Annotated in this window: 23 protein-coding genes and 1 pseudogene; 14 read left to right on the top strand and 10 right to left on the bottom strand. The window is 68.1% G+C overall.

The features are described 5' to 3' along the window. Positions 1–53 precede the first annotated feature (53 nt). The 7 genes from dnaN (at position 54) to FFS10_RS07180 (ending at position 8,895) form a co-directional block, all read left to right on the top strand. Positions 54–1,172, top strand: coding sequence for a DNA polymerase III subunit beta (dnaN, locus tag FFS10_RS07210; protein WP_137893040.1), 1,119 nt, complete (start codon positions 54–56; stop codon positions 1,170–1,172). A 78-nt stretch (positions 1,173–1,250) separates the two neighbouring features. Further along, the gene (gene gyrB / locus FFS10_RS07205; protein WP_137893038.1) at positions 1,251–3,857 is read left to right on the top strand and encodes a DNA topoisomerase (ATP-hydrolyzing) subunit B; all 2,607 of its coding nucleotides are present in this window, start codon (positions 1,251–1,253) and stop codon (positions 3,855–3,857) included. Between the two features lie 5 nt (positions 3,858–3,862). Next, the gene (locus FFS10_RS07200; protein ID WP_137893036.1) at positions 3,863–4,222 is read left to right on the top strand and encodes a zinc ribbon domain-containing protein YjdM; all 360 of its coding nucleotides are present in this window, start codon (positions 3,863–3,865) and stop codon (positions 4,220–4,222) included. A 5-nt stretch (positions 4,223–4,227) separates the two neighbouring features. After that, positions 4,228–6,213 carry a DUF2075 domain-containing protein gene (locus FFS10_RS07195; RefSeq protein WP_137893034.1) on the top strand — a complete coding sequence of 662 codons (1,986 nt, stop codon included), beginning with the start codon at positions 4,228–4,230 and terminating at the stop codon, positions 6,211–6,213. 82 nt (positions 6,214–6,295) lie between these two features. Next, positions 6,296–7,255 carry an HNH endonuclease gene (locus FFS10_RS07190; RefSeq protein ID WP_137893032.1) on the top strand — a complete coding sequence of 320 codons (960 nt, stop codon included), beginning with the start codon at positions 6,296–6,298 and terminating at the stop codon, positions 7,253–7,255. A 96-nt stretch (positions 7,256–7,351) separates the two neighbouring features. Further along, positions 7,352–8,410 carry a helix-turn-helix domain-containing protein gene (locus FFS10_RS07185; RefSeq protein WP_137893030.1) on the top strand — a complete coding sequence of 353 codons (1,059 nt, stop codon included), beginning with the start codon at positions 7,352–7,354 and terminating at the stop codon, positions 8,408–8,410. Next, a complete protein-coding gene (locus tag FFS10_RS07180) occupies positions 8,407–8,895 on the top strand; it encodes a PIN domain-containing protein (protein WP_137893028.1) in 489 nt (162 codons plus the stop codon). Before FFS10_RS07185 ends, FFS10_RS07180 begins: the two co-directional genes overlap by 4 nt. Positions 8,896–9,031: 136 nt before the next feature. Here FFS10_RS07180 and FFS10_RS07175 read toward each other — a convergent pair whose 3' ends face one another. Further along, positions 9,032–9,457 (bottom strand): HipA domain-containing protein, encoded by a 426-nt coding sequence (locus FFS10_RS07175; protein WP_283957625.1) that lies wholly within the window; start codon positions 9,455–9,457, stop codon positions 9,032–9,034. 128 nt (positions 9,458–9,585) lie between these two features. Here FFS10_RS07175 and FFS10_RS07170 point away from each other — a divergent pair, with 128 nt between their 5' ends. The 4 genes from FFS10_RS07170 to FFS10_RS07155 are packed head-to-tail and all read left to right on the top strand — an operon-like array spanning position 9,586 to position 11,733. Continuing rightward, on the top strand, positions 9,586–9,852 hold the full coding sequence (locus tag FFS10_RS07170; protein ID WP_137893024.1) for a helix-turn-helix domain-containing protein: 267 nt from the start codon (positions 9,586–9,588) through the stop codon (positions 9,850–9,852). A 3-nt stretch (positions 9,853–9,855) separates the two neighbouring features. Beyond that, positions 9,856–11,202 carry a type II toxin-antitoxin system HipA family toxin gene (locus FFS10_RS07165; protein WP_137893022.1) on the top strand — a complete coding sequence of 449 codons (1,347 nt, stop codon included), beginning with the start codon at positions 9,856–9,858 and terminating at the stop codon, positions 11,200–11,202. 12 nt (positions 11,203–11,214) lie between these two features. Further along, positions 11,215–11,379, top strand: coding sequence for a type II toxin-antitoxin system HipA family toxin (locus FFS10_RS07160; protein ID WP_137893021.1), 165 nt, complete (start codon positions 11,215–11,217; stop codon positions 11,377–11,379). Positions 11,380–11,400: 21 nt separating this feature from the next. Beyond that, the gene (locus FFS10_RS07155; RefSeq protein WP_137893019.1) at positions 11,401–11,733 is read left to right on the top strand and encodes a zinc ribbon domain-containing protein YjdM; all 333 of its coding nucleotides are present in this window, start codon (positions 11,401–11,403) and stop codon (positions 11,731–11,733) included. Positions 11,734–11,804: 71 nt separating this feature from the next. Here FFS10_RS07155 and FFS10_RS07150 read toward each other — a convergent pair whose 3' ends face one another. Continuing rightward, positions 11,805–12,731 carry a LysR family transcriptional regulator gene (locus FFS10_RS07150; protein WP_137893017.1) on the bottom strand — a complete coding sequence of 309 codons (927 nt, stop codon included), beginning with the start codon at positions 12,729–12,731 and terminating at the stop codon, positions 11,805–11,807. A 136-nt stretch (positions 12,732–12,867) separates the two neighbouring features. Here FFS10_RS07150 and FFS10_RS07145 point away from each other — a divergent pair, with 136 nt between their 5' ends. Next, positions 12,868–13,311, top strand: coding sequence for a cupin domain-containing protein (locus FFS10_RS07145; protein ID WP_137893015.1), 444 nt, complete (start codon positions 12,868–12,870; stop codon positions 13,309–13,311). 424 nt (positions 13,312–13,735) lie between these two features. On the opposite strand, the pseudogene FFS10_RS07140 reads toward FFS10_RS07145, so the two are convergent. From FFS10_RS07140 to FFS10_RS07105, 8 genes and pseudogenes are all read right to left on the bottom strand, one after another. Then, a pseudogene (locus FFS10_RS07140) lies at positions 13,736–14,608 on the bottom strand (NYN domain-containing protein); the annotation flags it as partial. Positions 14,609–14,769: 161 nt separating this feature from the next. Continuing rightward, positions 14,770–15,744 carry an AEC family transporter gene (locus FFS10_RS07135; protein ID WP_137893091.1) on the bottom strand — a complete coding sequence of 325 codons (975 nt, stop codon included), beginning with the start codon at positions 15,742–15,744 and terminating at the stop codon, positions 14,770–14,772. Positions 15,745–15,752: 8 nt separating this feature from the next. Further along, positions 15,753–16,778 (bottom strand): phosphotransferase family protein, encoded by a 1,026-nt coding sequence (locus FFS10_RS07130; RefSeq protein WP_137893011.1) that lies wholly within the window; start codon positions 16,776–16,778, stop codon positions 15,753–15,755. Further along, the gene (locus FFS10_RS07125) at positions 16,775–17,551 is read right to left on the bottom strand and encodes an SDR family NAD(P)-dependent oxidoreductase (protein ID WP_137893009.1); all 777 of its coding nucleotides are present in this window, start codon (positions 17,549–17,551) and stop codon (positions 16,775–16,777) included. Before FFS10_RS07125 ends, FFS10_RS07130 begins: the two co-directional genes overlap by 4 nt. Further along, the gene (locus tag FFS10_RS07120; protein WP_137893089.1) at positions 17,548–18,729 is read right to left on the bottom strand and encodes an acyl-CoA dehydrogenase family protein; all 1,182 of its coding nucleotides are present in this window, start codon (positions 18,727–18,729) and stop codon (positions 17,548–17,550) included. Before FFS10_RS07120 ends, FFS10_RS07125 begins: the two co-directional genes overlap by 4 nt. A gap of 28 nt (positions 18,730–18,757) precedes the next feature. After that, complete coding sequence (locus tag FFS10_RS07115; RefSeq protein ID WP_137893007.1) at positions 18,758–20,479, bottom strand: 2-hydroxyacyl-CoA lyase; 1,722 nt, start codon at positions 20,477–20,479, stop codon at positions 18,758–18,760. Positions 20,480–20,500: 21 nt separating this feature from the next. After that, positions 20,501–22,393 (bottom strand): TRAP transporter large permease, encoded by a 1,893-nt coding sequence (locus FFS10_RS07110; RefSeq protein ID WP_137893005.1) that lies wholly within the window; start codon positions 22,391–22,393, stop codon positions 20,501–20,503. Positions 22,394–22,403: 10 nt separating this feature from the next. Beyond that, the gene (locus FFS10_RS07105; RefSeq protein WP_249931195.1) at positions 22,404–23,417 is read right to left on the bottom strand and encodes a TRAP transporter substrate-binding protein; all 1,014 of its coding nucleotides are present in this window, start codon (positions 23,415–23,417) and stop codon (positions 22,404–22,406) included. A gap of 187 nt (positions 23,418–23,604) precedes the next feature. On the opposite strand from FFS10_RS07105, the gene FFS10_RS07100 reads away from it, so the two are divergent. Continuing rightward, positions 23,605–25,158, top strand: coding sequence for a class I adenylate-forming enzyme family protein (locus FFS10_RS07100; protein WP_137893003.1), 1,554 nt, complete (start codon positions 23,605–23,607; stop codon positions 25,156–25,158). Positions 25,159–25,268: 110 nt separating this feature from the next. Then, positions 25,269–25,964 carry a GntR family transcriptional regulator gene (locus FFS10_RS07095; RefSeq protein WP_137893001.1) on the top strand — a complete coding sequence of 232 codons (696 nt, stop codon included), beginning with the start codon at positions 25,269–25,271 and terminating at the stop codon, positions 25,962–25,964. The last annotated feature ends 90 nt before the right edge of the window (positions 25,965–26,054 follow it).

Genomic DNA, 26,054 nt, shown 5'->3' with positions numbered 1-26,054 from the left:
CGCCGGAGGGCGCCTTGTAACCAGAACCAGAAACCACCCCAACCGAGGTTGACATGATCGTCCTGAAGGCAACACAAGACAAGCTGCTCGCGGTGCTGCAATCCGTGTCCGGCATCGTGGAGCGGCGCCACACGCTGCCCATCCTGGCCAACCTGCTGATCCGCAAGACCGGATCCAGCGTGCAGCTGACGACCAGCGACCTCGAAATCCAGATCCGCACCACGGCCGAGCTCGACGGCGACGCCGGCAGCTTCACCACCACGGTGGGCGCGCGCAAGCTGATCGACATCCTGCGCACCATGCCGGCCGACCAGACCGTGAGCCTGGAATCCAACCAGGCCAAGCTGATCCTCAAGGGCGGCAAGAGCAAGTTCACGCTGCAGACCCTGCCGGCCGAAGACTTCCCCCTGGTGCAGGAGGCGGCCAGCTTCGGCCCCGCCTTCAGCGTGCCGCAGAAGACGCTCAAGGACCTGCTGGGCCAGGTCTCGTTCGCCATGGCGGTGCACGACATCCGCTACTACCTCAACGGCATCCTGTTCGTGGCCGAGGGCAAGCAGCTGTCGCTGGTGGCCACCGACGGCCACCGCCTGGCCTACGCCTCGGCCACGCTGGACGTGGAAGTGCCCAAGCAGGAGGTGATCCTGCCGCGCAAGACCGTGCTGGAGCTGCAGCGCCTGCTGTCCGACGCCGGCGGCGAGAACCAGCCCCACATCGAGATGCAGTTCGCCAGCAACCAGGCCAAGTTCAGCTTCGGCGGCATGGAGTTCGTGAGCAAGCTGGTGGAGGGCAAGTTCCCCGACTACAACCGCGTGATCCCGCGCCACCACAAGAACAGCGTGACCCTGGGCCGCCAACCGCTGCTGGCCAGCCTGCAGCGCACCGCCATCCTGACCAGCGAGAAGTTCAAGGGCGTGCGCCTGAACGTCGAGCCCGGCACCCTGCGCGTGGCCTCCAACAACGCCGAGCAGGAAGAGGCCGTGGACGAGCTCGACATCGACTACGGCGGCGACAGCATAGAAATCGGCTTCAACGTGAGCTACCTGATCGACGCCCTGGCCAACATGGACCAGGACATGGTGAAGATCGACCTGCAGGACGCCAACAGCTCGGCGCTGGTCACGATTCCGGAAAACGCGACGTTCAAGTACGTCGTCATGCCGATGCGCATCTGACCCCCGCCGGGGCCCTACCCGCCGGAACCCGCGCCCCGACGCGGGTTTTGGCCTTTGAAGAGATTGAGTGAGCTGACCATGACCGAAGAGAACAAGCCCAGCGGCGAGGAATACACCACCGCCCAGCCGCGCATCGACGTGCACCAGGCGAATGCGTCCGAGGGCTATGGCGAGGGCGCGATCCAGATCCTGGAAGGCCTGGAGGCCGTGCGCAAGCGCCCCGGCATGTACATCGGCGACACCTCGGACGGCACCGGCCTGCACCATCTGGTGTTCGAGGTGGTCGACAACTCGATCGACGAGGCCCTGGCCGGCCACTGCGACGACATCGTCGTCACCATCCACACCGACAACTCGATCAGCGTCACCGACAACGGCCGCGGCATCCCCACCGGCGTGAAGATGGACGACAAGCACGAGCCCAAGCGCTCGGCCGCCGAGATCGCGCTGACCGAGCTGCACGCGGGCGGCAAGTTCAACCAGAACAGCTACAAGGTCTCGGGCGGCCTGCACGGCGTGGGCGTGTCCTGCGTGAACGCGCTGTCCAAATGGCTGCGCCTCACGGTGCGGCGCGACGGCAAGGTGCACCAGATCGAGTTCGCGCGCGGCTTCGTGCAGAACCGCCAGCTCGGGACCGTGGACGGCCACGAGGTCTCGCCCATGAAGGTGACCGGCGCCACCGAGAAGCGCGGCACCGAGGTGCATTTCCTGCCCGACACCGAGATCTTCCAGCAGAACAGCGAGTTCCACTACGAGATCCTGGCCAAGCGCCTGCGCGAGCTGTCCTTCCTGAACAACGGCGTGCGCATCCGCCTCAAGGACGAGCGCTCGGGGGGCAAGGAAGACGACTTCTCCGGCGCCGGCGGCGTCAAGGGCTTCGTCGACTTCATCAACGCCAACAAGAAGGTGCTGCACCCCAACGCCTTCCACGCCACGGGCGAGCGCCCGGCCGACAGCTACGGCGGCATCCCCGGCACCAGCATAGGCGTGGAAGTGGCCATGCAGTGGAACGACGGCTACAACGAGTCCGTGCTCTGCTTCACCAACAACATCCCGCAGCGCGACGGCGGCACCCACCTGACCGGCCTGCGCGCCGCGATGACGCGCGTGATCAGCAAGTACATCGAAAGCAACGAGCTGGCCAAGAAGGCCAAGGTCGAGGTCAGCGGCGACGACATGCGCGAGGGCCTGTGCTGTGTTCTCTCAGTCAAGGTGCCCGAGCCCAAGTTCAGCAGCCAGACCAAGGACAAGCTGGTCAGCTCCGAGGTGCGCGCCCCGGTGGAAGACATCGTGGCCAGGGCCCTGACCGAGTTCCTCGAAGAGCGGCCCAACGACGCCAAGATCATCTGCGGCAAGATCGTCGAGGCCGCAAGAGCCCGCGAAGCCGCGCGCAAGGCGCGCGAGATGACGCGCCGCAAGGGCGTGCTGGACGGCATGGGCCTGCCCGGCAAGCTGGCCGACTGCCAGGAGAAAGACCCGGCGCTGTGCGAGATCTACATCGTCGAGGGTGACTCCGCCGGCGGCTCGGCCAAACAGGGCCGCGACCGCAAGTTCCAGGCCATCCTGCCGCTGCGCGGCAAGATCCTGAACGTGGAGAAGGCGCGCTACGAGAAGCTGCTGACCAGCAACGAAATCGTCACCCTGATCACGGCCCTGGGCACCGGCATAGGCAAGGCGGCGGTGGAGTCGGGCAAGAGCGGCGTGGACGACTTCAACATCGACAAGCTGCGCTACCACCGCATCATCATCATGACCGACGCCGACGTCGACGGCGCCCACATCCGCACCCTGCTGCTGACCTTCTTCTACCGCCAGATGCCCGATCTGGTGGAGCGCGGCCACATCTACATCGCGCAGCCGCCGCTGTACAAGGTGAAGGCCGGCAAGGAGGAGCTCTACCTCAAGGACGCCGCCGCGCTGGACGGCTTCCTGCTGCGCATCGCGCTCAAGGACGCGAGCGTGTTCACCGGTGGCGATGCGCCGCAGACCCTGGCCGGCGACACCCTGGCCGAGCTGGCGCGCAAGCACCAGGTGGCCGAGAGCGTGATCGCGCGCCTGTCGGCCTTCATGGACGCCGAGGCCCTGCGCGCCATGGCGGACGGCGTGTCCATCAACCTCGACAGCGTGGAGCAGGCCGAGGCCAGCGCCGTGGCGCTGCAGGTCAAGCTGCGCGAGCTGACCACCACCGGCGTGCCGGCCGAGGTGGCGGGCGAATTCGACGTGCGCAGCGACAAGCCCATACTGCGCATCAGCCGCCGCCACCACGGCAACATCAAGAGCAGCGTGATCACGCAGGACTTCGTGCACGGCGCCGACTACGCGGCCCTGGCCGAGGCCGCAGAAACCTTCCGCGGCCTGCTCGGCGAGGGCGCCAAGGTCATGCGCGGCGAGGGCGAGCGGCAGAAGGAAGAAAAGGCCGGCGACTTCCGCCAGGCCATGGCCTGGCTGATCGCCGAGGCCGAGCGCACCACCAGCCGCCAGCGCTACAAGGGCCTGGGCGAGATGAACCCCGAGCAGCTGTGGGAAACCACCATGGACCCCCAGGTGCGCCGCCTGCTGCGCGTGCAGATCGAAGACGCCATCGAGGCCGACCGCGTGTTCACCATGCTGATGGGCGACGAGGTGGAGCCGCGCAGGGACTTCATCGAGACGAATGCGTTGAGGGCGGGGAATATTGACGTTTGATGGGAATGTCGACACCCAACACTTTGCCGGCCTGCCCGCAATGCGGGCTTGAGAACACCTACGTCGACAGCGACAACTACATCTGTCCGGATTGCTGCTTCGAATGGCCGATGGTCGAGGCTGCTGCAGAGGACGATGACGCCTCAGACTTCGTCGTGCGCGACGCCAACGGCAATTCGCTTGCCGATGGCGACACCGTGATCTTGGTGAAAGACCTGAAGGTCAAGGGCTCGTCCTCGGTGCTGAAGAAGGGCACCAAGATCAAGAGCATCCGGCTGGTGGACGGCGCCGATGGCCACAACGTCGACTGTAAGACCGACCTTGGCAGCATGCTCCTCAAATCGGAGTTCCTGAAGAAGGCCTGACGTCCATGACCGCCCGGGCGTACTACAGCGATTCCATTACTGATTTTCTCGGGCGCTCATCTAACGAAATTCTCGGGGCGCTTACAGCAAAGAGCACCTTTGCTGTCGAAGCAACCCAGCGCGATGCGTGGGCAGAACAGATCCGCCTTCTTCACATAAACCTGGCCCCCTATGTCCAACGGGGCAAGGTGTATTTCGAGTACGCCATCCCACGCCTTGGTAAGCGAATCGATGTGGTGCTGCTCATCGAACATGTGCTCTTTGTGCTCGAATTTAAGGTCGGCGAAGATACCTTCCCGTCCTACGCCGTTGATCAGGTCTGGGACTACGCAATCGATCTGAAGAACTTCCACGAGACCACCCACGACAAAGCCGTCGTTCCTGTACTGATCGCCACCCGTGCGACCGAGCAACCGCTACTGCCGGAGACCACGCTGCAAGATGACGGCGTACTGCGACCAATGTGCATCGCTCCGCGCCAGATCGGGGATCTCATAGAACTGGCGCTGCAGTTCTGTGACGGTCCGGCGATTGCCCCCGCACAGTGGGAGACCGGCGGGTATCACCCCACACCTACCATCATCGAGGCAGCCATGGCCTTGTATGGTGGCCACGCCGTCACCGACATCTCGCGCAGCGATGCCGCGGCCATCAATTTGAGCCAAACATCCGATGCGATCTCCAGCATCATCGAGTCGTCACAAATCAATCGGCACAAAGTCCTTTGTCTAGTCACCGGAGTACCCGGCGCCGGGAAGACCCTCGTAGGACTCAACATCGCCAACCAGCATACGGACAAAGACAGCGCGCTGTATTCCGTGTTCTTGTCAGGCAATGGTCCCTTGGTTGATATCTTGCGTGAGGCATTGGCCCGCGACAGTGTGCGTCGAGAGGCCGAAGGTGGACGCAAGCTAAAGAAAGGCGAGGCGCTCAGCCGTGTCAAGCAGTTCATTCAGAACGTCCATCATTTCCGAGATGACTGTCTAATCGATCTCGAACGACCACCGATTGAGCATGTCGCCATCTTTGACGAAGCGCAGCGGGCCTGGAACCTGGAGCAAACCGCGGCGTTCATGCAGCGCAAGAAGCAACGCCCTGGCTTCAGTCAATCTGAGCCGGAATTCTTGATTTCCTGCCTCGACCGCCATCGAGACTGGGCGGTCGTCATCTGTCTTGTTGGCGGCGGTCAGGAGATCAATACCGGCGAAGCGGGCATCGAAGAGTGGATCGATGCCCTCCGGCGATCGTTTCCGGACTGGCATGTCCACATGTCACCGCGTCTGCACGATGACGAATACGGTGCGGGCCGAATCCTCGAAGCGGTGCAAGGTCATGGCAACGTGCATTTCAGTGACGATTTGCACCTGCGCGTGTCTATGCGATCCTTCCGTTCGGAGCATGTGTCTGCGCTCGTGAAGCAGCTGCTGGACCGTGACATCGCGCAAGCGCGGCAATCGTTGGAGCTAGTGACGAAGCGCTTTCCCATACTGATAACACGCCATCTGGGCCAGGCAAAAGCCTGGCTGAAAGCCCAGGCGAGAGGTAGCGAACGTTATGGGCTCGTCGTGTCTTCACAGGCACAGCGCCTCAAGCCGCACGCCATCGACGTCCGGTCACCCATAGACCCCATTCACTGGTTTCTTGATGGCAAAGACGACGTACGCTCGTCGTACTACCTCGAGGATGTCGCGACCGAATTCCATGTGCAGGGGCTGGAACTCGACTGGGCATGCGTCGTTTGGGATGGCGACTTCCGACACAGCCCGGATGGCTGGCAGCATTTCTCATTTGTTGGCTCTCGCTGGCAACATATTCACAAAGCTGAACGTCAGACCTATCTCAAGAATGCCTACCGCGTGCTGCTGACTCGTGCCCGGCAGGGTATGGTCATCGTTGTGCCAGAAGGTGACCGCAACGATCCGACCCGTTTGCCACAGTTCTGCGACTCGACGTTTGATTACCTGCTGAGCCTTGGCTTGGCGCAGATTTGATGCCCGCGCGACAGGCCTTCACCGAGTGCAGAGCGTGCGAGGCGTCGGCGCTGTGTCACAGCAATTAGCACCACGATCGGTCATGAGCCTTGCTGAGTATCAGGACAAGTTCAAGCGACTCGTCGTCAACATGAGCGGCGGGCGCGCGAGCCCGCACAAGCTTTGCATGTTGCTGGCTGTGCTGGACCTGGCCCGGGCCGGCGGAATAGCAGAGAACCGCGTGCTCTATGCGCCCCCACTGCTCGAACGCTACAACCGCTTCTTCTCGGCGGTGAGGGCGCCGGGCGATCACCCCAATCCGTACTTTCCGTTCTTCCACCTTGAGGGAAAGCTGCGAGGAGGCGGAACCAGCTTCTGGCATTTGAAGCCGCTGCCGGGGCGCGAGGCCGTCCTGGCCGCGATGGCGACGGCCCGCAGTCCTTCTGACATAACGGCCAACATCGAATGCGCAGCACTCGACGAAGAATTGTTCGACCTGCTGCAGCAGCCAGTGACCCTGGAGGCGCTGGCCGAGACGATCTCCACGCACTGGCTCGATCGAGGGCTGCAAGACTTGCGCGGTATCGCCGCCGCCAGCAGCGAGATCAGCCGCTACGAGCAGCGCCTGCGGCTCGGGTCTGTCGCAACGGCCACCGAGGGCCCGCCCCCAGCCTATGTACGCGATCCAGCGTTCCGCCGTTTGGTCACGGAGCTGTATGACTACCGCTGCGCGGCCACGGGCGTCCGCATCCTGCTGCCTACCGGTGAGGCCATGGTCGAGGCCGCGCACATCCATCCCTTCAGCGAGGCGGGCGATGACGACCCGCGTAACGGCCTCGCGCTGACGCCCAACATGCACTGGGCCATGGACCGCAACCTGATCGCCCCCGGCCCCGATCTAAAGTGGCATGTGAGTCCTGTCCTGGACGACCGCCTGCCCGACCTCGCCATGCTGATAAACCTCGAAGGCAAGGCGTTGATCCTGCCAACGCAGGCCCGCTTCGCGCCCAAGCGCGAAGCGCTGGAGTGGCGCATCGAGAACCTGCGTCGGCGATTCGATTGAGCCGAGCCTATCGTGGGCCCAGCCAAGCCTGGACTGTGGCCAAGGTTGACAAATTTCAAGTTGATATAATTTTTGTCAACCAAGGGGACCACAGCGATGATTCACGACCGCATTCGGCGTGCGCGCGTGTTGAGAGGCATGAGCCTTGATGCGCTCGCTCAACGCCTGGGGGACATCACCAAGCAAGGGTTGAGCAAGTTCGAGAAGGGGGAAGCCACGCCCAACTCGACCCGCTTGCTGCAGCTTGCGAAGGCGCTCCACGTCAAGCCGGAATACTTCTTCCGGTCCGAGGCTGTAACGCTCGCTCCCCTGGAGTTCCGCAAGCTGGCCAAGATGCCGAAGTACCGGCAGCTTCAGGTGGAAGAGCAGATGCGCGAGCATCTGGAACGCTACATGGCCCTCGAGCGCTGCTTCGATGCGGCAGACGTGAGCGTTGCGCCACCGCCCGCCCGGTCCATCGCCGTGACGGTGGTAGAGGAAGCAGAGAATGCGGCGCATCGGCTTCGGCAGCAATGGGATATCGGGGGGGATGCCATTGCAAACCTGACCCAGCTGCTCGAAGAGCATGGCATCAAGGTGGCATTGATAGATGCGCAGGACGACTTCGATGGCGCCTGCGCTGCGACGCATGACGAACAGCATGTACTGATCGCGCTCAACACCGCGCGGCCTGGCGAGCGGATGCGCTTTACCGCGGCGCATGAGCTGGGGCACTGGATCATGGCTTTGCCGGACGATATGCCAGAGAAGGACAAGGAGGCATGTTGTCACCGGTTCGCCGGTGCGTTTCTCTATCCGCGAGACCACGTGCTGATCGACTTCGGCAGCCACAAGAGGTCGAAGGTGCATCCCGTCGAATTGCTCAACGCCAAGCGACGCTACGGCATTTCCATGCAGGTGGCTCTACGACGCCTGAAAGACCTCAGCCTGCTGAGCGAGGCGGGCTACAAGGCTGCGTTCATCCAGTTCAGCCAGGCGGGCTGGCGTTCGGCAGAACCGGAGCCTCTCTTGCCCGAGCGACCCCGGCGGTTTGAATCGCTCGTTTTCTGGGGCCTTGCCGAGGACTTGTTCAGCCCGTCGCGTGCGGCAGAGTTCTTGCAGCGTCCGATCGGAGATCTGGAACCCGCGCTTCATGCAGCTGCGGAGCATGAATGAACCGCGTCTACGTCGGCGACAGCAACATCTGGATCGACTTCAGGAACGCGGGTCTGCTCGACAAGCTCTTTCGGCTGCCCTTCACGCTGTGCTGCACCGACTTCGTCCTGGCCGAACTGGACGACTTCGATCATGGCGCGCTGACGCAGCTTGGTCTCCTCGTCGAGACATTGGATTCGAGCGCGACACCCAAACTGGCTGCATTGATCACCACACACAACAACAGCTCCTTGGCAGACGTGTCGTGTTACCTGCTCGCACAAGAAACGGGCCGCCCATTGCTGACCGGGGATGGCCGCCTGCGCAAGCAAGCGATGCACGACGGCCTCGAGGTGCATGGCGCTCTGTGGCTGCTCGATGAAATGCTTACCCACGCTGTCATTCCGCCTGCACGGGCCGCGACAGGCTTGGAGGCCATGCTTGCGCGTGGTGCGCGACTGCCTCACGCGGAGTGCCAAACGCGCCTGGCCAAGTGGAAGGCATGATGAATCATCAGGCCCGTTTTCAACTGTTGCCCGTATGTGAAGCTCACCGCCATGGCCAGGATGCTGCCTGCAGCCGGGCGCGGCCATCGGTACCTGGCGCGCCGGTCGGGTCGATAGCCGGACGGCGAGGCCCGCCCTACCGTAAGGTGCTGCCGTCCAGCCACTCAAAGGTGGGCGCCGGCAACAGGTCTCGCGCTTGTCCGCAGGCTGCCAGCTCCTCGCCCCAGCCCTTGGCGATGCTGTCCTTGCACTGCTCGATGTACTCTGCCGCCGCCTTCGCGTCGTAGGCGAAGTTGTCGCAGGTTTTCAGGAGGTTCTCAGTGGTCGCCAAAGCGCTCCCTTCGCGGGTGATGGCCATGGCCAGCGTGCCCGGGAAGCTGATGTACGGGGCGATATCGAAGGCCTCGGACAGGCCCCAGCGGCCGTCCCGAAACAGCAGGCCGTGGTTGCGCGGGTGGTCGTCGCCATAGCCGCAGATGGCGTTGAAAGCCATGCGGCGCCAAAGCTCCCGCTGGAGCGCCTTTGCGCCCTCCGTGACTTGAGGTGTTGCCGCCGCAGGCAAGAGCGTTCTGTCGGTGCCGAATCGTCAGAGAACCGGGCATTCCGGTAAATACGGTTTACCGGGAATGCCGGTGTTTGACGATTACTGGTTATGCAACTAAAATAATTTTACCGGAATAGGCGGTAAACATGTCCACTCGAATCCAATCCATCGCCACAGCATCACAGCTTGGGACGCTGCTGCAAAGTGCTCGCAAGAGCCGCAAGCTCACCCAAGCTCAGCTGGGCGCACGGCTGGGCTTGAGCCAAAAGCGACTGTCTGAGCTGGAACTCGCCCCGGGTACGCTGAGCGTTGACCAGCTCCTGGCGATTTGCGCCCAACTGGGCCTACAGCTAAGCGTGCAGCCGCGCGACGACAACCTGCCCGCGTTAGGCACCCCCGCTGCCATCTGGTAAGCCATGGGCCGCCGCGCACATTCTCGTCCGCTTTCCATCTGGACCAATGGTGAGTTCGTGGGGCAATGGGCTCCGGCGGGTCGTCGACCCATGGAGCTGACCTACGCAGATAGCTGGCTGAAGTCAGCCTCCGCGCGGCCGCTGTCGCTGTCTCTGCCGATGCCGCTGCTGGGCAACGAGCCCCTGCGTGGTGAGACCGTTGCGAACTTCTTCGAGAACCTGCTGCCGGAAAGCAGTGCCATCCGAAAACGCCTCGCGCAGCGGTATGCCGCGGGCTCCGAGGACACCTTTGACTTGCTCGCTGCCATCGGACGCGACTGCGTTGGCGCCGTGCAACTTCTGGGCGCGGATGAAGAGCCGAAGGGGTTTGACCACACAGAAGGAGAGCCTCTGGATGACGAGACCGTGGCAGCCTTGCTTCGCAGCACGGTGACTGGGTCCCAATTCGGCAAACAGGACCAGGAACAGGACTTTCGTATTTCGATTGCCGGCGCCCAAGAGAAGACGGCCTTGCTCTGGCACGACGGCAAGTGGATGCGGCCGCGCGGCGCCACACCGACGACGCACATCCTCAAGTTGCCTCTGGGGCTGGTTGGCAATATGCAGGCCGACATGCGCACCTCGGTCTACAACGAGTGGCTGTGTTTGAGGCTCATGGGCGCGCTTGGATTCGACGTAGCCCAGGCAAACATCGCCACCTTCGCAGACCATCCCCCCGTATTGGTGGTCCAGCGCTTTGACCGCAAGCCACACCCATCGGGGCCATGGATTCTTCGCCTACCCCAGGAAGATTTCTGCCAGGCGCGCGGGGTGAGCCCTGCCGTCAAGTACGAAGCAGAGGGCGGCCCCGGCATCGAGCAGCTGGCGCAGGTGCTGCACGGCTCCCAGAACGCGCGCGCCGACTTGCGCACGCTCTTGGCAAGCCAGATCGCCTTCTGGCTGATGGCCGCAACCGACGGCCACGCAAAGAACTTCAGCATCCGGCTGCACGCCGGCGGGACGTACGCGTTAACACCCTTGTACGACGTGCTCTCGGCCTGGCCCATCATCGGCAATGGCAAGAATCAGCTTGCCTGGAAGAACGCCAAGCTAGCGATGGCAGTCTCCGGAAAGAACCGCCACTACAACCTGGCAACCATCATGCGGCGCCACTTCAACGCGACTGCCGCGAAGTGCGGCTGGGGAGACAACGCCGAGGACATCATCGGCGAGCTGCTTGCAAAGGTAGAAGGCGCTATCGACGCGGTCGCAAAGCAGCTGCCCGAAGGCTTTCCGGAGGATGTTGCCGCAGCAATTTTCGAGGGTATGCGAACACAAGCCAGGCGACTGGAAGCGCAGCCTGCGACTTAGTTTCGCGCCCGCATGGACGCGGAGCCCCTCATCGAGAAGATCCTCGAGGCGACACCGGGCGTCATCCAGCAGGTGCGCAGCCGGCTTCCGCGGGACTTCCCGGAGCGGGTGGCCACGCGCATCCTCGAGGGCCTGCAGGGCGCAGCGCAGCGCCTGGGGGCCATGCCTCCCAAGTAGCCCGGCGTACGTTATGTCAACATGACCGCCCCGTCATGCCACTGCCATCGACACGGCGACAACTACGTCTGCCCGGACTGCGCGCACGAGTGGCCGATGAGCGCCACCCTCAATGACGAGGACGGCGCCGAGGTCGATGCCGTCATCCGCGACGCCAACGGCAACCCGCTGGCCGATGGCGACGCCGTCATCCTGATCAAGGACCTGAAGGTCAAGGGCTCGTCCATCGTCCTCAAGAAAGGCACCAAGGTGAAAAGCATCCGGCTGAGCCCGGGCGCAGCCGGCCACGACGTGGACTGCAAGACCGATCAGGGCAACTTCATGCTCAAGGCGGAGTTCTTGAAGAAGGCCTGAGCTGCCGCCCGCTGTTCCTGACCCGCGGCGTCGCGGGGTGGAGCATTTGCCTGTCCGCGACAGCTGGGCGATCAGCGCCCCGGTGCCTGCCAGCGCTCCCAGGGCGGCGGCGCGGCGAAGGCCTCGACCAGATGGTCGATGAAGCTGCGCACCTTCAGCGGCAGCTGCCTGCGCTCGGGATAGACGGCGAACACCGAGAGCTCCGGCCCCTGCCAATCGGGCAGCAGGCGCACCAGCCGGCCCTCGCGCAGCGCGTCGCAGAGCAGGAACTCGGGCTCCAGCGCCAGGCCCAGGCCGTCGATGGCGGCACTGACCTGCACCGATCCGCCGCTGGCGCGCAGCCGGCCCGCGATCGGCACCACCTGCAGCTCGTCGCCGCGGCGCAGCCGCCATTCGCTGCGCCAGTCCTTGTGCGCGTAGACGATGCAGGCATGGGCCTGCAGCTCCTGCGGCTCGCGCGGCTCGCCATGCGCCTGCAGGTAGGCGGGCGCGGCGCACAGCAGGGTGCGCACGCGCGCCAGGCGGCGTGCCACCAGCCCGGGCTCGATCGCGGCGGCCACGCGCACGGCCAGGTCCACGCCCTCCTCCACCAGGTCCACCTGCCGCTCGCCGAGCACCAGGTCGATCTGCACGGCCGGGTGCCGGCGCAGGAAGCCGGTGACCGCCTGCTGCAGATGGTGCTCGCCGAAGCCGAAGGAGCTGGCCACGCGCAGCCTGCCGCTGGGCAGGCTTGCCTGCTGCGTGACCAGGTCGGCCGCCTCCTGCGCCATGGCCAGCACCTGAGCGGCGCGCGGCTGGTAGGCCGCGCCGGCCTCGGTCAGCGAGACGCGCCGCGTGGTGCGGTGCAGCAGCCGCACGCCCAGATGCGCCTCCAGCAGCGCCACATGCCGCGTGACCATGGCGCGCGAGATCTCCAGCCGGTCCGCGGCGGCCGCGAAGCTGCCCGCATCCACCACCGTGGTGAACACGCGCATCGCGGCGATCAGGTCCAGGCCCATGACTGTTGCACATCATAGAACAGCATGTTCGATGAATCGATGTTTATTCGGTGAAAGGAAACAGTTTGAATGGAGCTGGCGCCGCGCTGCATGCTGCAGCCGGCCCCTTCGTCGATCCAGCTTCAGGAGTCCAGAAATGAGCAAGCAAGCCATCACCCTCGCCGCCGACGCCTGCGCCGCGCCGCTGCGCGTGATCGGGGTGAACATCACCGTGCTGGCCTCGCGCGAGCAGACCGGCAGCCACGAGGTGACGCTGCAGGAAGGCCCCGAGGGCGCGGGCCCGCCGCCGCACAGCCACGGCTGGGATGAGTCCTTCTATGTGCTGCGCGGCCGCGTGGACTGCCTGGTCGACGGCCAGCCGGTGCGCGGGCAGGCGGGCAGCTTCATCCATGTGCCGGCCGGCACGGTGCACGCCTTCCAGTTCGGCCCGGGCGGCGGCGCGATGCTGGAGATCGCCGGCCAGGGCGCGGCGGCGACCGCGATGTTCAGGAAGCTGGACCAGGAGATCCCGCCGGGGCCGCCGGACCTGCCCAAGGTGATGGACATCCTGCGCGACCACGGCGTGTCGGTCGCCGCCTGAACCGGCCCCCAGGCTCGCCATCGCGGTCATGGCGGGGAAGCCGCTGTACCGGCTGCGAGACATCGAGCGGCGCTACTTCAATGCGATTGCGGCCAGGCGCGGGTGGCCACGCGCGGGCTCAGGAGGGTGCGGCCGCAGAGGACTTCCGCGGCCGCGCGGTGGTCTTGCGCGGCTTCGCGGGCGTCTCGGCAGAGGCCTCGACCGGCGTCGCGCTGCCTGCGGCCAAGGGCGTTGCCGGTGGTTCCTGGGCTTCCTGCGCCACCGGGCCCGTCGGCGCCGCTGCCGGCTTGCGGCCGCCGCGGGCGCGGCGGGGCCGAACGGGCGCCTCACCGGCGGGCTCGATGCGCTCGAAGGGCTCGGCGGGCTCGGCGGGTTCGGCCACCGGGGCAGCGGGCGGCTCCGGCTGGAAATAGCGGCCTGCCGGCCGCTCGGTCGCCGGCTCGGGCAGCTCCGGGGCGCCAGCGCGAGCGCCGGGGCCGAGGCTGCGGTACACGTAGGCGCCCGATTTCTCGTCCCGGCCGAACGCCAGCAGGCCGCGCGCCTGCGCTTCCTCCAGCAGGTTGCCGAAGCTGCGGAAGCCGTAGTAGGTCTCGTTGAAATCCGGCCGCCGCCGCTTGATCGCCTCCTTGAGCACGGAGGCCCAGATCTTGCCGCTGTCCCCGCGCTCGGCCATCAGCGCATCGAAGGTTTCGGCCGCCATCTCGATGGCCTGGCTGCGGCGCGCTTCCTGCGTCTCCTTGCGGTGCCGCTCTTCCTCGGGCGAGCGCCGCGGCGCGGCGGGCGCACCAGGGGCCTGGCGCCGGCTCAGCGCGCGCTGGCTCTCGCGCACCAGGTCGTCGTAGAAGATGAATTCGTCGCAATTGGCGATCAGCAGGTCCGAGGTGGACTGCTTGACGCCCACGCCTATCACCTGCTTGGCGTTCTCGCGCAGCTTGGAGACCAGGGGCGAGAAATCCGAATCGCCGCTGATGATGACGAAGGTGTCGACATGCGACTTGGTGTAGCACAGGTCCAGCGCGTCCACCACCAGGCGGATGTCGGCCGAGTTCTTGCCCGACTGGCGCACATGCGGAATCTCGATCAGCTCGAAGTTGGCCTCGTGCATGCCGGCCTTGAAGCCCTTGTAGCGCTCCCAGTCGCAATACGCCTTCTTGACCACGATGCTGCCCTTGAGCAGCAGGCGCTCCAGCACCGGCTTGATGTCGAATTTTTCATACTTGGCGTCGCGCACGCCGAGCGCGACGTTCTCGAAGTCGCAGAACAGCGCCATGCTGACGTGGTCGGGGGCTGAGGCCATGGGATTCTCCGCGGTGGTACCAGGCCGGATCATCACACGGAACGCCGCAGGGTCGCGGCTACGCCTGGATCAGAAGCTGTCGTGTTGGTCGCGCCCGAGTCTGCGCCTGGCTCGTGACATCCGCATGTCTGCACTGGACCGAGGCCGTGCGTTAACAAGCCCTAACCCAGCCGCGCCAGCCCGCCGGCCGGCACACGCAGGGCGACGGCCACGGAGAAGGTCAGGAAGGCCGCGGCCGTGGTCAGCAGCACGACCTGGGCGATGCGGCCGTCCTGCGCGCCGAAGCGCTCGGCCAGCATGGGCACGTTGCTGGCGCTGGGCAGGGCCGCGACCAGCACCAGCACCAGGGCGCTGAACGGATCCAGCGCCAGTCCCAGGGCCAGCACCACCAGCGGATGCACCAGCAGCTTGAGCAGCGCCACCTCCAGCACGTCGCCGCGTAGGCGCGTGCCGGCGACCTTGGCCTGCGCCGCCTGGTGCCGGGTGCGCGCCAGCACGCAACCCAGGGTGAACAGCGCCGCGGGCGAGGCGCAGTCGGCCAGCAGGCCCACCACGCGCTCCAGCGGCGGCGGCGCCTGCAGCCCGGTGGCCGAGGATGCCACGCCCAGCAGGATGGCCCAGGGCAGCGGGTTGGCCGCCATGCCGCGCAGGGCCAGTGCCGCCGCGCGGCCGGGGCCCTGCGCGCCGCCGGCGTCCAGCCGCGACAGCGCGATGCAGACCGACGAGGTCAGCACCATGTCCAGCGCCAGGGTGACGATGGCCGGCGCGGACGCCAGCGGCCCCAGCAGGGCCACCAGCAGCGGAACGCCCATGAAGCCCGAATTTGGGAAGGCCGCCACCAGCGCGCCGAAGGCGGCGTCGTTCCAGCCCAGCCCGCGACGCCGGGCGGCCGCCAGGGCCAGCGCCAGCATGGCCAGGCCGGCCAGCAGGTAGGTCAGCACCACGCCCGCGTCGAGCAGCTGGGCCAGCGGCGTGCGCGCGGCGAAGCGGTACAGCATGCACGGCAGCGCCAGATACAGCACGAAGACGTTGAGCCCCGGGATCGCCTCGAAGCCGACGAGGCGCCGGCGTGCCGCCACGAAGCCGCACAGCACCAGCGCGAAGAAGGGGAAGGTCACGCCCAGAATCTGGGCCAGCAGCGCCATCAGGCCCCCGTGACCTGCCGGGCCAGGCGCGATCCGGCCTCGGCCATGCGGCGCGCGCGCTGGCCGGTGGCCTGGGCATCGGCTGCGGCGGCGTTGCCCGCGCGGGCACGCGCCAGGATGCCCTGGAGGATGGCCGCCATGCGGAACATGTTGAAGACCAGGCAGTACTCCCAGTGGGGCAGGTCGGTGCGGCCGACGCGCGCGCAGTAGCCGGCGGCGTGGGCCGCCTCGTCGGGAATGCCCAGGGCCGCCAGGTCGTGGCCGCGCAGGCCCCGGAACTCGTCGGGCGTCACGCGCCAGGCCATGGCGTGGTAGGCGAAGTCGACCACCGGGTGGCCCAGGGTGGACAGCTCCCAGTCGATCACCGCCACCGCGCGGGGCAAGCTGGGATGGAAGATCACGTTGTCGATGCGGAAGTCGCCGTGCACCAGGGCCGCCTCCTCGTGGCTTGGCAGGTGCGCGGGCAGCCATGCGATCAGGTGCTCCATCGCCTCGATGCGTTCGGTCTCGCTGGCGCGGTACTGGCGCGTCCAGCGCTCGACCTGGCGCGCCAGGTAGTTCTGCGGACGGCCGAAGTCGGCCAGCCCGACGGCCTGGACGTCCACGCGGTGGATGGCGCCCATCACGCGCTGCAGCTCCGAGTAGATGGCGGCCCGCGCTGCCGGGTCCATGCCCGGCAGCGCGGGGTCGGCCAGCACCCGGCCTTCGACGAAGTCCATCACATAGAAGGGGCTGCCTATGACCGAGGCGTCCTCGCACAGCGCGTGCATGGCGGGCACCGGCACCGCCGTGCCTTGCAGCGCGCGCATGACGCGGAACTCGCGCTCGACCGCATGGGCCGATGCCAGCAGCACGCCGGGCGGTTTGCGCCGCAGCACCCAGCGATGCTCGCCGGCGGTGACGCGGAAGGTCGGGTTGGACTGGCCGCCGGCCAGCGGCTCGACCTGCACGCCGCCGCGGAAGGGCCGCACCTGTGCCCGCAGCCAGTCGGCCAGGCGGGCGGCATCGGGCAGCGCGGCGCTCACAGGCTGCCCACCAGGTGGCCGCCGTCGGCGGCGACGACACTGCCGGTCATGAAGCGGCCGGCGTCGCTGGCCAGCAGCAGCAGCGGGCCGTCCAGGTCCTCGGGCCGGCCGAAGCGCTTCTGCGGGATGCGCGCCTTCAGCCGCTCGCCCGCCTCGGAGGCCAGGAAGCCGGCATTGAGCTCGGTGGCCACGTAGCCCGGCGCCAGCGCGTTGACGCGGATGCCGGCGCGCGCCAGCTCCAGCGCCATGGCGCGGGTCAGGTGCAGCAGGCCGGCCTTGGAGGCGCAGTAGGGCGCGACGCCGCCGGCCACCCGTTCGCCGGTGATGGAGGCGATGTTGACGATGGCGCCGGGCCGGCCCTGCGCCAGCAGCCGGCGCGCGGCTTCCTGCGAGACCAGCCAGGCGCCCTTGAGGTTGGTGTCGACCACGCTGTCCCAGTCCTGCACGGACTGCTCCAGCAAGGGGCGCGAGACGGCCACGCCGGCGCTGTTCACGACCAGGTCGGGCGCGCCCCATTCGCCAGCCATGGCGTCGAAGGCCGCGGCCACGCTGGCCGGGTCGGTCACGTCCATGGGCACGGCCAGGGCCTGGTGGCCGGCCTCGCGCAGATGCGCGACCAGGTCCTGCAGGCGTTCGCTGCGGCGCGCGGCCACCACCAGCCGCGCGCCGGCGCGCGCGAGTGTGCCGGCGAAATGGCGGCCCAGGCCGCTGGAGGCGCCGGTGACCAGGGCCGTGCGCCCGTCGAGGCGGAAGGCGTCCACGGGGTGCGTCATGCGTGGGCCTCCGCGCGGCCGCCGGACTTGAGCGCATGCTTGGCCAGGCTCCAGCGGTGCACCTCGGACGGCCCGTCGTAGATGCGGAAGCCCCGGATGTCGCTGAAGATGCGGGCCACCACCGTCTCGCCGGTGATGCCCTGGCCGCCCAGCACCTGCACGCAGCGGTCGGCCACGCGCCACACGGCCTCGGAGGCGATGACCTTGGCGCGGCTCGATTCGCGTATCGCCAGCTCGCCCTGGTCCAGCACCCAGGCGCAGTGCCAGATGGCCAGGCGGGCGACATGCAGGTCCATCTCGTTGTCCGCCAGCATGAAGCCTATGCCCTCGTGCCGGCCTATGGCCTGGCCGAAGGCCTGGCGGCGGCGCGCGTAGTCCAGCGCCACGTCATGCGCGCGGCGTGCCGCGCCGAGCCAGCGCATGCAGTGCGTCAGGCGTGCCGGCGACAGGCGCACCTGCGCGTACCGCAAGCCCTGGCCGAGCTCGCCGAGGATGGCCGAGGCCGGCACGCGCAGGCCGTCGAAGGCCACCACGCCATGGCCGCCGGGGAAGCAATGATCCATGGTGTCCATGCTGCGCTCGACCGTGATGCCGGCAGAGCCCATGTCGGCCAGGAACATGGTGGCGCCCGCGTCGGGCACCTTGGCCATGATGATGGCCAGCGTGGCGCCCTCGGCCCCGGTGATGAACCACTTGCGGCCCCGGATGAGGTAATGGTCGCCGTCGGGCTCGGCCGTGGTGGCCAGCATCGACGGGTCGGAGCCGGCGCCAGGCGCGGGCTCGGTCATGCAGAAGCAAGAGCGGATGCGGCCCTCCACCAGGGGCCGCAGCCACTGCTCCTTCTGGGCCGGGGTGGCCACGGCCTCGAGCAGGTGCATGTTGCCCTCGTCGGGCGCGAACACGTTCAGGGCCACCGGACCCAGGGGCGAGTAGCCGGCCTCCTCGAAGGCGATGGCGCGCCCCACGTGGGACAGGCCCATGCCGCCGTACTCGGGCGCCGCGTGCGGCGAGAGCAGGCCGGCGCGGCGCGCCCGCGCCACCAGCTCGGCGCGCAGGGATTCGTGCGGGCCATGGGCGCCCTGGCGCGGGTCGCGCTCGAGCGGGATCACCTGCTCGTCGACGAAGGCGCGGATCTGCTCGCGCAGTTCCACGAGGGCGGGGGGGAGGCTGAAGTCGATCATGGGTTTCCTTGTGTCTCGGTGGCGATCAGCCCTCGCGCCAGGCGCGTTCGGCCTCGTCCCAGGCGCCCAGGGCCTGCAGGTCGGGCACCCAGGCCAGGCCGCTCTTGGCGTCGGAGGACGCGGCCTCGGGCGTGACCAGCACGTCCAGCAGCGCCGGGCGGTTGGCCAGGGCGCGCTGGATCGCGCCGGGCAGGTCCTCGGGGCGCTCCACGCGTTCGGCGTGCAGGCCGAAGGCCCGGGCCATGGCGGCGTGGTCGCTGAACTGCAGCCGCGTGCCCACCACCTTGCCGTGCGTCTCCTGCTGGTCGCGCACCTCGATGGCCCAGGATCCGTTGTTCGCCACCACGATGAGCACCGGCGCCCGGTGGCGCGCCGCGGTGTCGATCTCCATCGCGTTGAAGCCGAAGGACCCGTCGCCGGTGGCCACCACCACGGTCCTGTCCGGGCAGGCCAGGCTGGCGGCCACGCCGAAGGGCGTGCCCACGCCTATGCAGCCCAGGGGGCCGGGATCGAGGTAGGTGGAGGCCGGCAGCCCCACGCGGGCGAAGCTCAGGAAGTCGCCGCCGTCGGCCACGACGATGGCGTCCTGCGGCAACGCCTCGCGCAGCGCGGCGAGCAGGCGGTTGGGATGCATCAGCCCATCGCTGCCGGCGGGCGCGTTCGACATGGCCTGCACCAGCTTGGCCGCCCGCGCATCGTGCCCGGCGCGGTGGCGGGCGGCCCACTCGCGGTCGGTGGCCGGCGCGCGTTCGCCGGCCTGGGCCAGCAGCGCCTCCAGCGCGGCGGCGGGGCTGGCCAGCACCTCGGCCGCACCGCGGCGGTTGTCGCGCAGTTCGCTGGCGCAGTCGGCGATGCGCACGAACTTCGCCGGTCCGAACACGGCGGGCGAGCCGTAGGCCAGCTGGAAGTCCAGCCGGCGGCCTATGGTCAGCACCACGTCGGCCTCGCCCATCACGGTGCCCCGCATCGCGGCCACCACCGAGGGATGGGCATCGGGCACCAGGCCGCGGCTTTCGCCGGTGTCCAGGTACAGCGCGCCCAGCCGGTCGAGCAGGCGCAGCAGCGGCTCGGCGGCCTCGCGCGCGCCGCGGCCGGTGATCACCAGCGGGCGACGCGCGTTCCACAGCAGCTCCACCGCCTGCTTCACCGCCTCGGGGTCGGGCCCCAGCACGGGCTTGCGGCGGGGCGCGAACAGCTCGGGCAGCTGGACCGCGCTGGGCACGCTGGCGCGCAGGGTGTCGACCGGGAAGTCCAGGTAGGCCGGGCCGGGCTCGCCGGCATGGCCTTGTGCGCGGGCCACCGCCTCGTCCAGCTCCTGCAGCACCAGCGCGGGCTCGCGCACGGTGCGCGCATAGCGGGTGAGCGGACGGACGAACTCCACGTGCGACATGTCCTGCAGCGCGCCGCGGTTCTCCTGCGGGCGCGGCGGCGTGCCCGAGAGCACCAGCACCGGCGCGCGTGCCACGTGGGCGTTGGCGATGCCGGTCATGGCGTTGGTGACGCCCGGGCCGGCGGTCACCAGGGCCACGCCCAGGCCACCGGTGAGCTCGGCGTGGGCATGGGCCATGTAGACGGCGGCGCGCTCGTCGCGCACGTCGACGATGCGGATGCCTTCGGCGTCCAGCCGCATCCAGATCGGCATGACGTGGCCGCCGCACAGGGCGAACACGCGGTCCACGCCGCGCGCCTTGAGGAAGCGCGCGATGAGCGCCGCGGCGCTGTCGTCGGTGATATGGGGATTGCTCATGGGGTTGCTCCTTGAAGAGGCTCAGCGGCCGGGCAGGAAGCCGGTGGAAATCCAGGGGACGGCGGCGATCACGGCCAGGCCGGCCAGCAGGGCCAGCATGTAGCCGACGATGGCTCGCATGCCGTCCTTGGGGTCGACGCGGCCGATAGCGCAGGCGGCGTAGTAGCCCACGCCAAAGGGCGGTGCGAACAGGCCTATGCCCATGGCCAGCACCACCACCATGGCGTAATGCACCTCGTGCACGCCGACCTGGCGGGCGATCGGGAACAGCAGCGGGCCGAACAGCACGATCGCCGGAATGCCCTCCAGCACGCTGCCCAGGATGACGAAGGCGACGATGGACACCAGCAGGAACATCGCCGCCCCGCCGGGTAGGCTGCCCATGGCCTGCGCCAGGCTGTTGGAGAAGCCCGACTGCGTGAGCGACCAGGCCATGCCGGTGGCGGTGCCGATGATGAACAGGATGGCGCCGGACAGCGCGGCCGTCTCCACCAGCATGGGGCGCAGGCGGGACCAGTCGAACTGGCGGTAGAACAGCAGGCCGGCCAGCACCGCATAGGCGATGCCCAGCGTCGAGACCTCGGTGGCCGTGGCCACGCCGTTGACCACCGCGGCCCGGATCACGAAGGGCAGTGCGATGGCCGGCAGGGCCACCAGGGCCGCACGGCCGATCTCGCCGCGCGTGGCCCGGCGCACGGCCGACAGGTCCTCGCCACGGTAGCGCCAGCCGATCACCGCGCACAGCGCCAGGCCCATCACCACCCCGGGCAGCATGCCGCCGGCGAACAGCGCCGCGATCGACACGCCGGTCACCGAGCCGATCGTGATGAGCACCAGGCTGGGCGGGATGGTCTCGGTCTGCGCGCCGCTGGCCGACAGCAGGGCCACCAGGTCGCCGTCCTTGGCGCCGCGCTTGCGCATCTCGGGGAACAACACCGGCGCGCAGGCGGCCATGTCCGCGACCTTGGAGCCGGAGATGCCCGAGACCAGGTACATCGCGCCGATCAGCACATAGGACAGGCCGCCGCGCACATGGCCCAGCAGGCTGGCCAGCAGGGCCACCATGGCGCGGGCCATGCCGGTCATCTCGATCAGCAGGCCCAGGAAGACGAACAGCGGCACCGACAGCAACACGATGTGCGACATGCCCTCGTCCATGCGGCCCACGATCACGCCCACCGGCACCTTCGTCGTCAGTGCCAGGAAGCCGAAGGTGGCCAGGCCGAAGGACACCGCGATCGGCACGCCGGCCAGCACGCAGGCGGCGGTGATGCCGACGAAGAAGATCACCAGGTTGAGGTTGCCCAGGCCGCGCAGCAGCGGCGAGAGCGCGGCCATGCCGGCGCACAGCAGGACCACGGTGGCGACCGCCGCCAGGGCCGTCGAGCCGCGCGCGGTGCGCAGCAGGCGCAGCAGCGACATCACGGCCATCAGCGCCAGGCCCACCGGCAGGGCCGAGGCGCGCCAGGCCGAGGAGATGTCCAGCGCCGGCGTGGTGACGTGCAGCTCCTCCATCGCGTACTCGAGCGCCGGCCAGGCGTTGAGCAGCAGGAAGGCCAGCGCGGCGGCGATGGCCACCGTGTCCAGGAAGGCGCGGGTGGCGGGCGAGGCCTTGGCCACCAGCGCGGTCATGCGCATGTGCTCGCCGCGGCGGAAGGCGACCACCGCGCCGAGCACGGCCAGCCACAGGAACAGGAGGGACGCCGCCTCGTCGGTCCACACCAGCGGCGTGTGCAGCAGGTAGCGTGCGGTCACGCCGGCCAGCAGGATGGCGATCTCGATGGCGATGAGCGCGGCGGCCAGCCGTTCGATGCCCCCGCCCAGGTAGCGGTCGAGGGGGTCGACCCAGCGCAGCGCCGGGCGGCTCGCCGGCACCTGCGCCGCGGCGCCGTGGAAGTGGACGGAGGCATCCATGGCGCGGGCCTCAGGCGGGGTTGCCGGTGAAGGGCTGCAGCAGCGACCAGGCGTCGGCGCCGAAACGCTCCTTGACCTGCGCGTAGAAGCCGCTGCCGGCCAGCGCCTGGCGGAAGGCCGCGGTGTCCACCTGGTTGAACACCAGGCCCTTGGCCTCGAGCTGCTTTTGCAGGTCGACGTTGGCGCGGGCGATGTCGTCCCGCTGCTTGCGCGCCGCGGCGTTGATGTGCTTGGCCATCACGGCCTGGATGTCCGCCGGCAGCGACTTCCACAGCTTGCCGTTGGCGACGAACCAGAAGCCGTCCCAGGAGTGGTTGGTCAGCGAGCAGTACTTCTGCACCTCGAAGAACTTGGCCGACTCGATCAGCGCCAGCGGGTTCTCCTGGCCGTCGGCCACCTTGGTCTGCAGGGCCTGATAGGCCTCGCTCAGCGGCAGGCTCACCGGCGCAGCGCCCAGGGCCTTGAACATGCTGACCCACAGCGGCACCACGGGCACGCGGATCTTGAAGTTCTTCAGGTCCTCGGGGGTGCGGATCGGCCTGGTGCTGGAAGTCACCTGGCGGAAACCGTTGTCCCAGACGGTGGAGAAGGGCACCAGGTTGACCTTCTCGATCGAGGCGCGGATGTAGTTGCCTACCGCGCCGTCCATGGCGGACCAGACCTTGTCGTAGCCGGAGAACAGGAAGCCCGCGCCCGTCAGCGCGGTGGCCGGGATCAGGGTGGACATCACCGTGCCGGGGAAGGTCGCCAGCTCCAGGGCGCCCGAGCGGATCTGGGACATCATGTCCGAGTCGCTGCCCAGCTGGTTGTTCGGGAACAGCTGGATCTCCACACGGCCGCCCGTCTCGGCGGCGATGGCGGCGATCGCCTCCTTCAGGCGCACGTTCACCGAATGGGTCACCGGCAGGTCGGTGCCCAGCTTGAAGCGGAACTCCGGGGCTCGGCCCTGCGCCGGCGCCAGGCCGGGCACCAGCATCGAGGCGGCCATGGCGCCGGATTGGATGAGCGTTCTGCGATTGATCACGTTCTGGACTCCTGGGCTTGCGCCTGTTGTGGCGCGGGTTGGTTTCTGGGCTGCCTGACGGCGACAGGACCGAAGTATTCTGAATTCAGAGTTCGTTAACATCGGGATATTCCCTAGTGAACTCTGAATTCAGAGTTCTATCATCCACCCATCCGAAGGCGCAGCCCTTCACCTGGAGACCCATGAGATGAACCACTTGCTGACCGTGGCCGACGCCGTCGCCACCCATGCCCGCCTGACCCCCCACAAGCTCGGCGCGCGCGATTCGCGCCGCCGCCTGAGCTTCGCGCAGTGGCACGAGCGCGCCAACCGGCTGGCCAATGGCCTGCTCGGCCTGGGCCTGCAAAAGGGCGACCGCGTCGCGCTGCTGGCCTACAACTGCGTGGAGTGGATGGAGCTGTACGCCGCCCTGGCGCGCGCCGGCCTGGTGGCCGTGCCCATCAACTTCCGGCTGACGGCGCCCGAGATCGCCTACATCGCCGGCCACAGCGAGGCGCGCGCCTTCATCGTCCAGGACGAGCTGGTGGACCGGGTGGACCCGGTGCGCGGCGAGCTCGCCGTGGCCGAGGGCGCCTGCATCGCCTTCGGCGAGCGCGTGCCGGCAGGATGGACGGCCTACGAGTCGCTGCTCGCCGCCGCATCGGCCGAACCGCCGGCGGTGCAGGTGCTGCCGGCAGACCCCTGCGCGCTCATGTACACCTCGGGCACCACCGGCCGGCCCAAGGGCGCCATCCGCAGCCACGAGGGCAATACGCTGATCGCCCTGGCCACGGCGCTGGAGATGGGCTTCACGCGCGAGGACACCGCCCTGCTCGTGATGCCCATGTGCCACGCCAACTCGCTGTATTTCAGCCACACCTTCGTGCACCTGGGCGCGACCTGCGTGATCGACGACCGCAAGAGCTTCGACCCCGAGGCGCTGCTGGCCACCCTGGCCAGCGACAAGGTGACCTTCACCTCGCTGGTGCCTACCCACTACATCATGATGCTGGGCCTGCCGGCGGACACCAAGGCGAAGTACGACGTGAGCGCCGTGGAAAAGCTGATGATCTCCTCGGCCCCCGCGCGCAAGGACACCAAGCTGGCCATCATGGAGTTCTTCCGCAACGGCAAGCTCTACGAACTCTACGGTTCGACCGAGGCCGGCTGGGTCACGCTGCTGCGCCCCCACGAGCAGTTCGACCGGCTGGGCTCGGTGGGTCGCGAATGGGCCGGCTCGGGCGCCATCCGCCTGCTCGACCCCGAGGGCCGCGAGGTGCCCGACGGCGAGGTCGGCGAGCTCTTTTCACGCACGCCCTACGTGTTCGACGGCTACTGGAAGAACCCCGAGAAGACGTCCGAGGCCTTGCGCGGCGACTGGTGCTCGGTGGGCGACATGGCCCGCCGCGACGCCGACGGCTACATCCACCTGGTGGACCGCAAGAGCAACATGATCATCAGCGGCGGCGAGAACGTCTACCCCTCGGAGGTCGAGGGCGTGATCGGTGCGCACCCCAAGGTCAAGGACGTGGCCGTGCTGGGCCTGCCCCACGAGAAATGGGGCGAGGCCGTGCACGCGGTGGTGGTGCTGCACGCGGGCCTGCAGGCGCAGGAGGAGGAGATACTCGACTGGTGCCGCAGCCGCATGGCCGGCTACAAGCGACCGCAGTCGGTGCGCTTCATCGCCGACGAGGCCATGCCGCGCACCGCCACGGGCAAGATCCTGCACCGCGTGCTGCGCGAGCAGCTGCCCAAGGACTGAAGCCCAGGCGCGGCGGCCCATCCTCCGACCTCATCCCGGGCAGGGACCCGCCGGGGCGCTAAACTCGGCCCTGACGGTCCCCTCCGCGACCGCAGCCCCACCCGCTACCCATGAAGGCCCTGTCCGCCCAGCCCAACCTCGTCGAGCAAGTGCGCGATGCCATCCTCGAGGAGATCGCGTCCGGCCAGCTGCCACCGGGCGAGCGCATCATCCAGGAGCAGATCGCGCAGGCCCTGGGCGTCTCGCGCCAGCCGGTGCAGCAGGCGCTGCTGCTGCTGCGCAACCAGGGCATGCTGCGCGACGCTCCGGGCCGCGGCCTGATCGTCGCGCCGCTGGACCCCGAGCATGTGCAGCACATGTACGACATACGGGCCGTGCTCGAGGGCCTGGCATGCCGTCGCGCCGCCGGGCAGCAGAGCCCCCAGGCCGCGCGCCAGGGCGCGGCACTGATAGAGACGGGCCGCAAGGCGGTGGCCAGCGGCTCGGTCGCCCGCATGATCGCGGCCGACATGCGCTTCCACGAGTTCCTGTACGGCCTGTCGGGCAACCCGCTGATCGCGCCCTCGCTGGACTCCCACCTGACCTACACCCAGCGCGTGATGGGCGAGGTGCTGATGCGCGACCAGACGCCGCGCAACATCTGGGACCAGCACGCGGCCATCCTGGAGGCCATTTGCGCCGGCGACGCGGACCGCGCCGAGGCGCTGGCGCGCACGCACATCACCCAGGCCGCGGGCTTCATGGTGGCGCGGCTGCAGGCCGCGCAGCAGGCGCAGGGCGAACAGGCGGGACAGCCACAGGGTTGAGGGCCCATCGGCCGTCCTGCTGTTCCTGCCGGTTCGAAGGCGCCGCGAACGCCGCGCGACCGGGCCCGGGACAGCCGGATGCCCGTTCGC

This window comes from Ramlibacter sp. 2FC (assembly GCF_005503345.1).
In the GTDB taxonomy this organism is placed as follows: Bacteria; Pseudomonadota; Gammaproteobacteria; order Burkholderiales; family Burkholderiaceae_C; genus SCMQ01.
This window is presented reverse-complemented; position numbering and strand designations above follow the sequence as displayed.

What these genes read in the sequence shown, in the direction of transcription:
- dnaN (WP_137893040.1), top strand. Translation starts at nt 54, where the DNA reads ATGATCGTCCTGAAGGCAACACAAGACAAGCTGCTCGCGGTGCTGCAA.
- gyrB (WP_137893038.1), top strand. Translation starts at nt 1,251, where the DNA reads ATGACCGAAGAGAACAAGCCCAGCGGCGAGGAATACACCACCGCCCAG.
- FFS10_RS07200 (WP_137893036.1), top strand. Translation starts at nt 3,863, where the DNA reads ATGTCGACACCCAACACTTTGCCGGCCTGCCCGCAATGCGGGCTTGAG.
- FFS10_RS07195 (WP_137893034.1), top strand. Translation starts at nt 4,228, where the DNA reads ATGACCGCCCGGGCGTACTACAGCGATTCCATTACTGATTTTCTCGGG.
- FFS10_RS07190 (WP_137893032.1), top strand. Translation starts at nt 6,296, where the DNA reads ATGAGCCTTGCTGAGTATCAGGACAAGTTCAAGCGACTCGTCGTCAAC.
- FFS10_RS07185 (WP_137893030.1), top strand. Translation starts at nt 7,352, where the DNA reads ATGATTCACGACCGCATTCGGCGTGCGCGCGTGTTGAGAGGCATGAGC.
- FFS10_RS07180 (WP_137893028.1), top strand. Translation starts at nt 8,407, where the DNA reads ATGAACCGCGTCTACGTCGGCGACAGCAACATCTGGATCGACTTCAGG.
- FFS10_RS07170 (WP_137893024.1), top strand. Translation starts at nt 9,586, where the DNA reads ATGTCCACTCGAATCCAATCCATCGCCACAGCATCACAGCTTGGGACG.
- FFS10_RS07165 (WP_137893022.1), top strand. Translation starts at nt 9,856, where the DNA reads ATGGGCCGCCGCGCACATTCTCGTCCGCTTTCCATCTGGACCAATGGT.
- FFS10_RS07160 (WP_137893021.1), top strand. Translation starts at nt 11,215, where the DNA reads ATGGACGCGGAGCCCCTCATCGAGAAGATCCTCGAGGCGACACCGGGC.
- FFS10_RS07155 (WP_137893019.1), top strand. Translation starts at nt 11,401, where the DNA reads ATGACCGCCCCGTCATGCCACTGCCATCGACACGGCGACAACTACGTC.
- FFS10_RS07150 (WP_137893017.1), bottom strand. Translation starts at nt 12,731, where the DNA reads ATGGGCCTGGACCTGATCGCCGCGATGCGCGTGTTCACCACGGTGGTG.
- FFS10_RS07145 (WP_137893015.1), top strand. Translation starts at nt 12,868, where the DNA reads ATGAGCAAGCAAGCCATCACCCTCGCCGCCGACGCCTGCGCCGCGCCG.
- FFS10_RS07125 (WP_137893009.1), bottom strand. Translation starts at nt 17,551, where the DNA reads ATGACGCACCCCGTGGACGCCTTCCGCCTCGACGGGCGCACGGCCCTG.
- FFS10_RS07115 (WP_137893007.1), bottom strand. Translation starts at nt 20,479, where the DNA reads ATGAGCAATCCCCATATCACCGACGACAGCGCCGCGGCGCTCATCGCG.
- FFS10_RS07110 (WP_137893005.1), bottom strand. Translation starts at nt 22,393, where the DNA reads ATGGATGCCTCCGTCCACTTCCACGGCGCCGCGGCGCAGGTGCCGGCG.
- FFS10_RS07100 (WP_137893003.1), top strand. Translation starts at nt 23,605, where the DNA reads ATGAACCACTTGCTGACCGTGGCCGACGCCGTCGCCACCCATGCCCGC.
- FFS10_RS07095 (WP_137893001.1), top strand. Translation starts at nt 25,269, where the DNA reads ATGAAGGCCCTGTCCGCCCAGCCCAACCTCGTCGAGCAAGTGCGCGAT.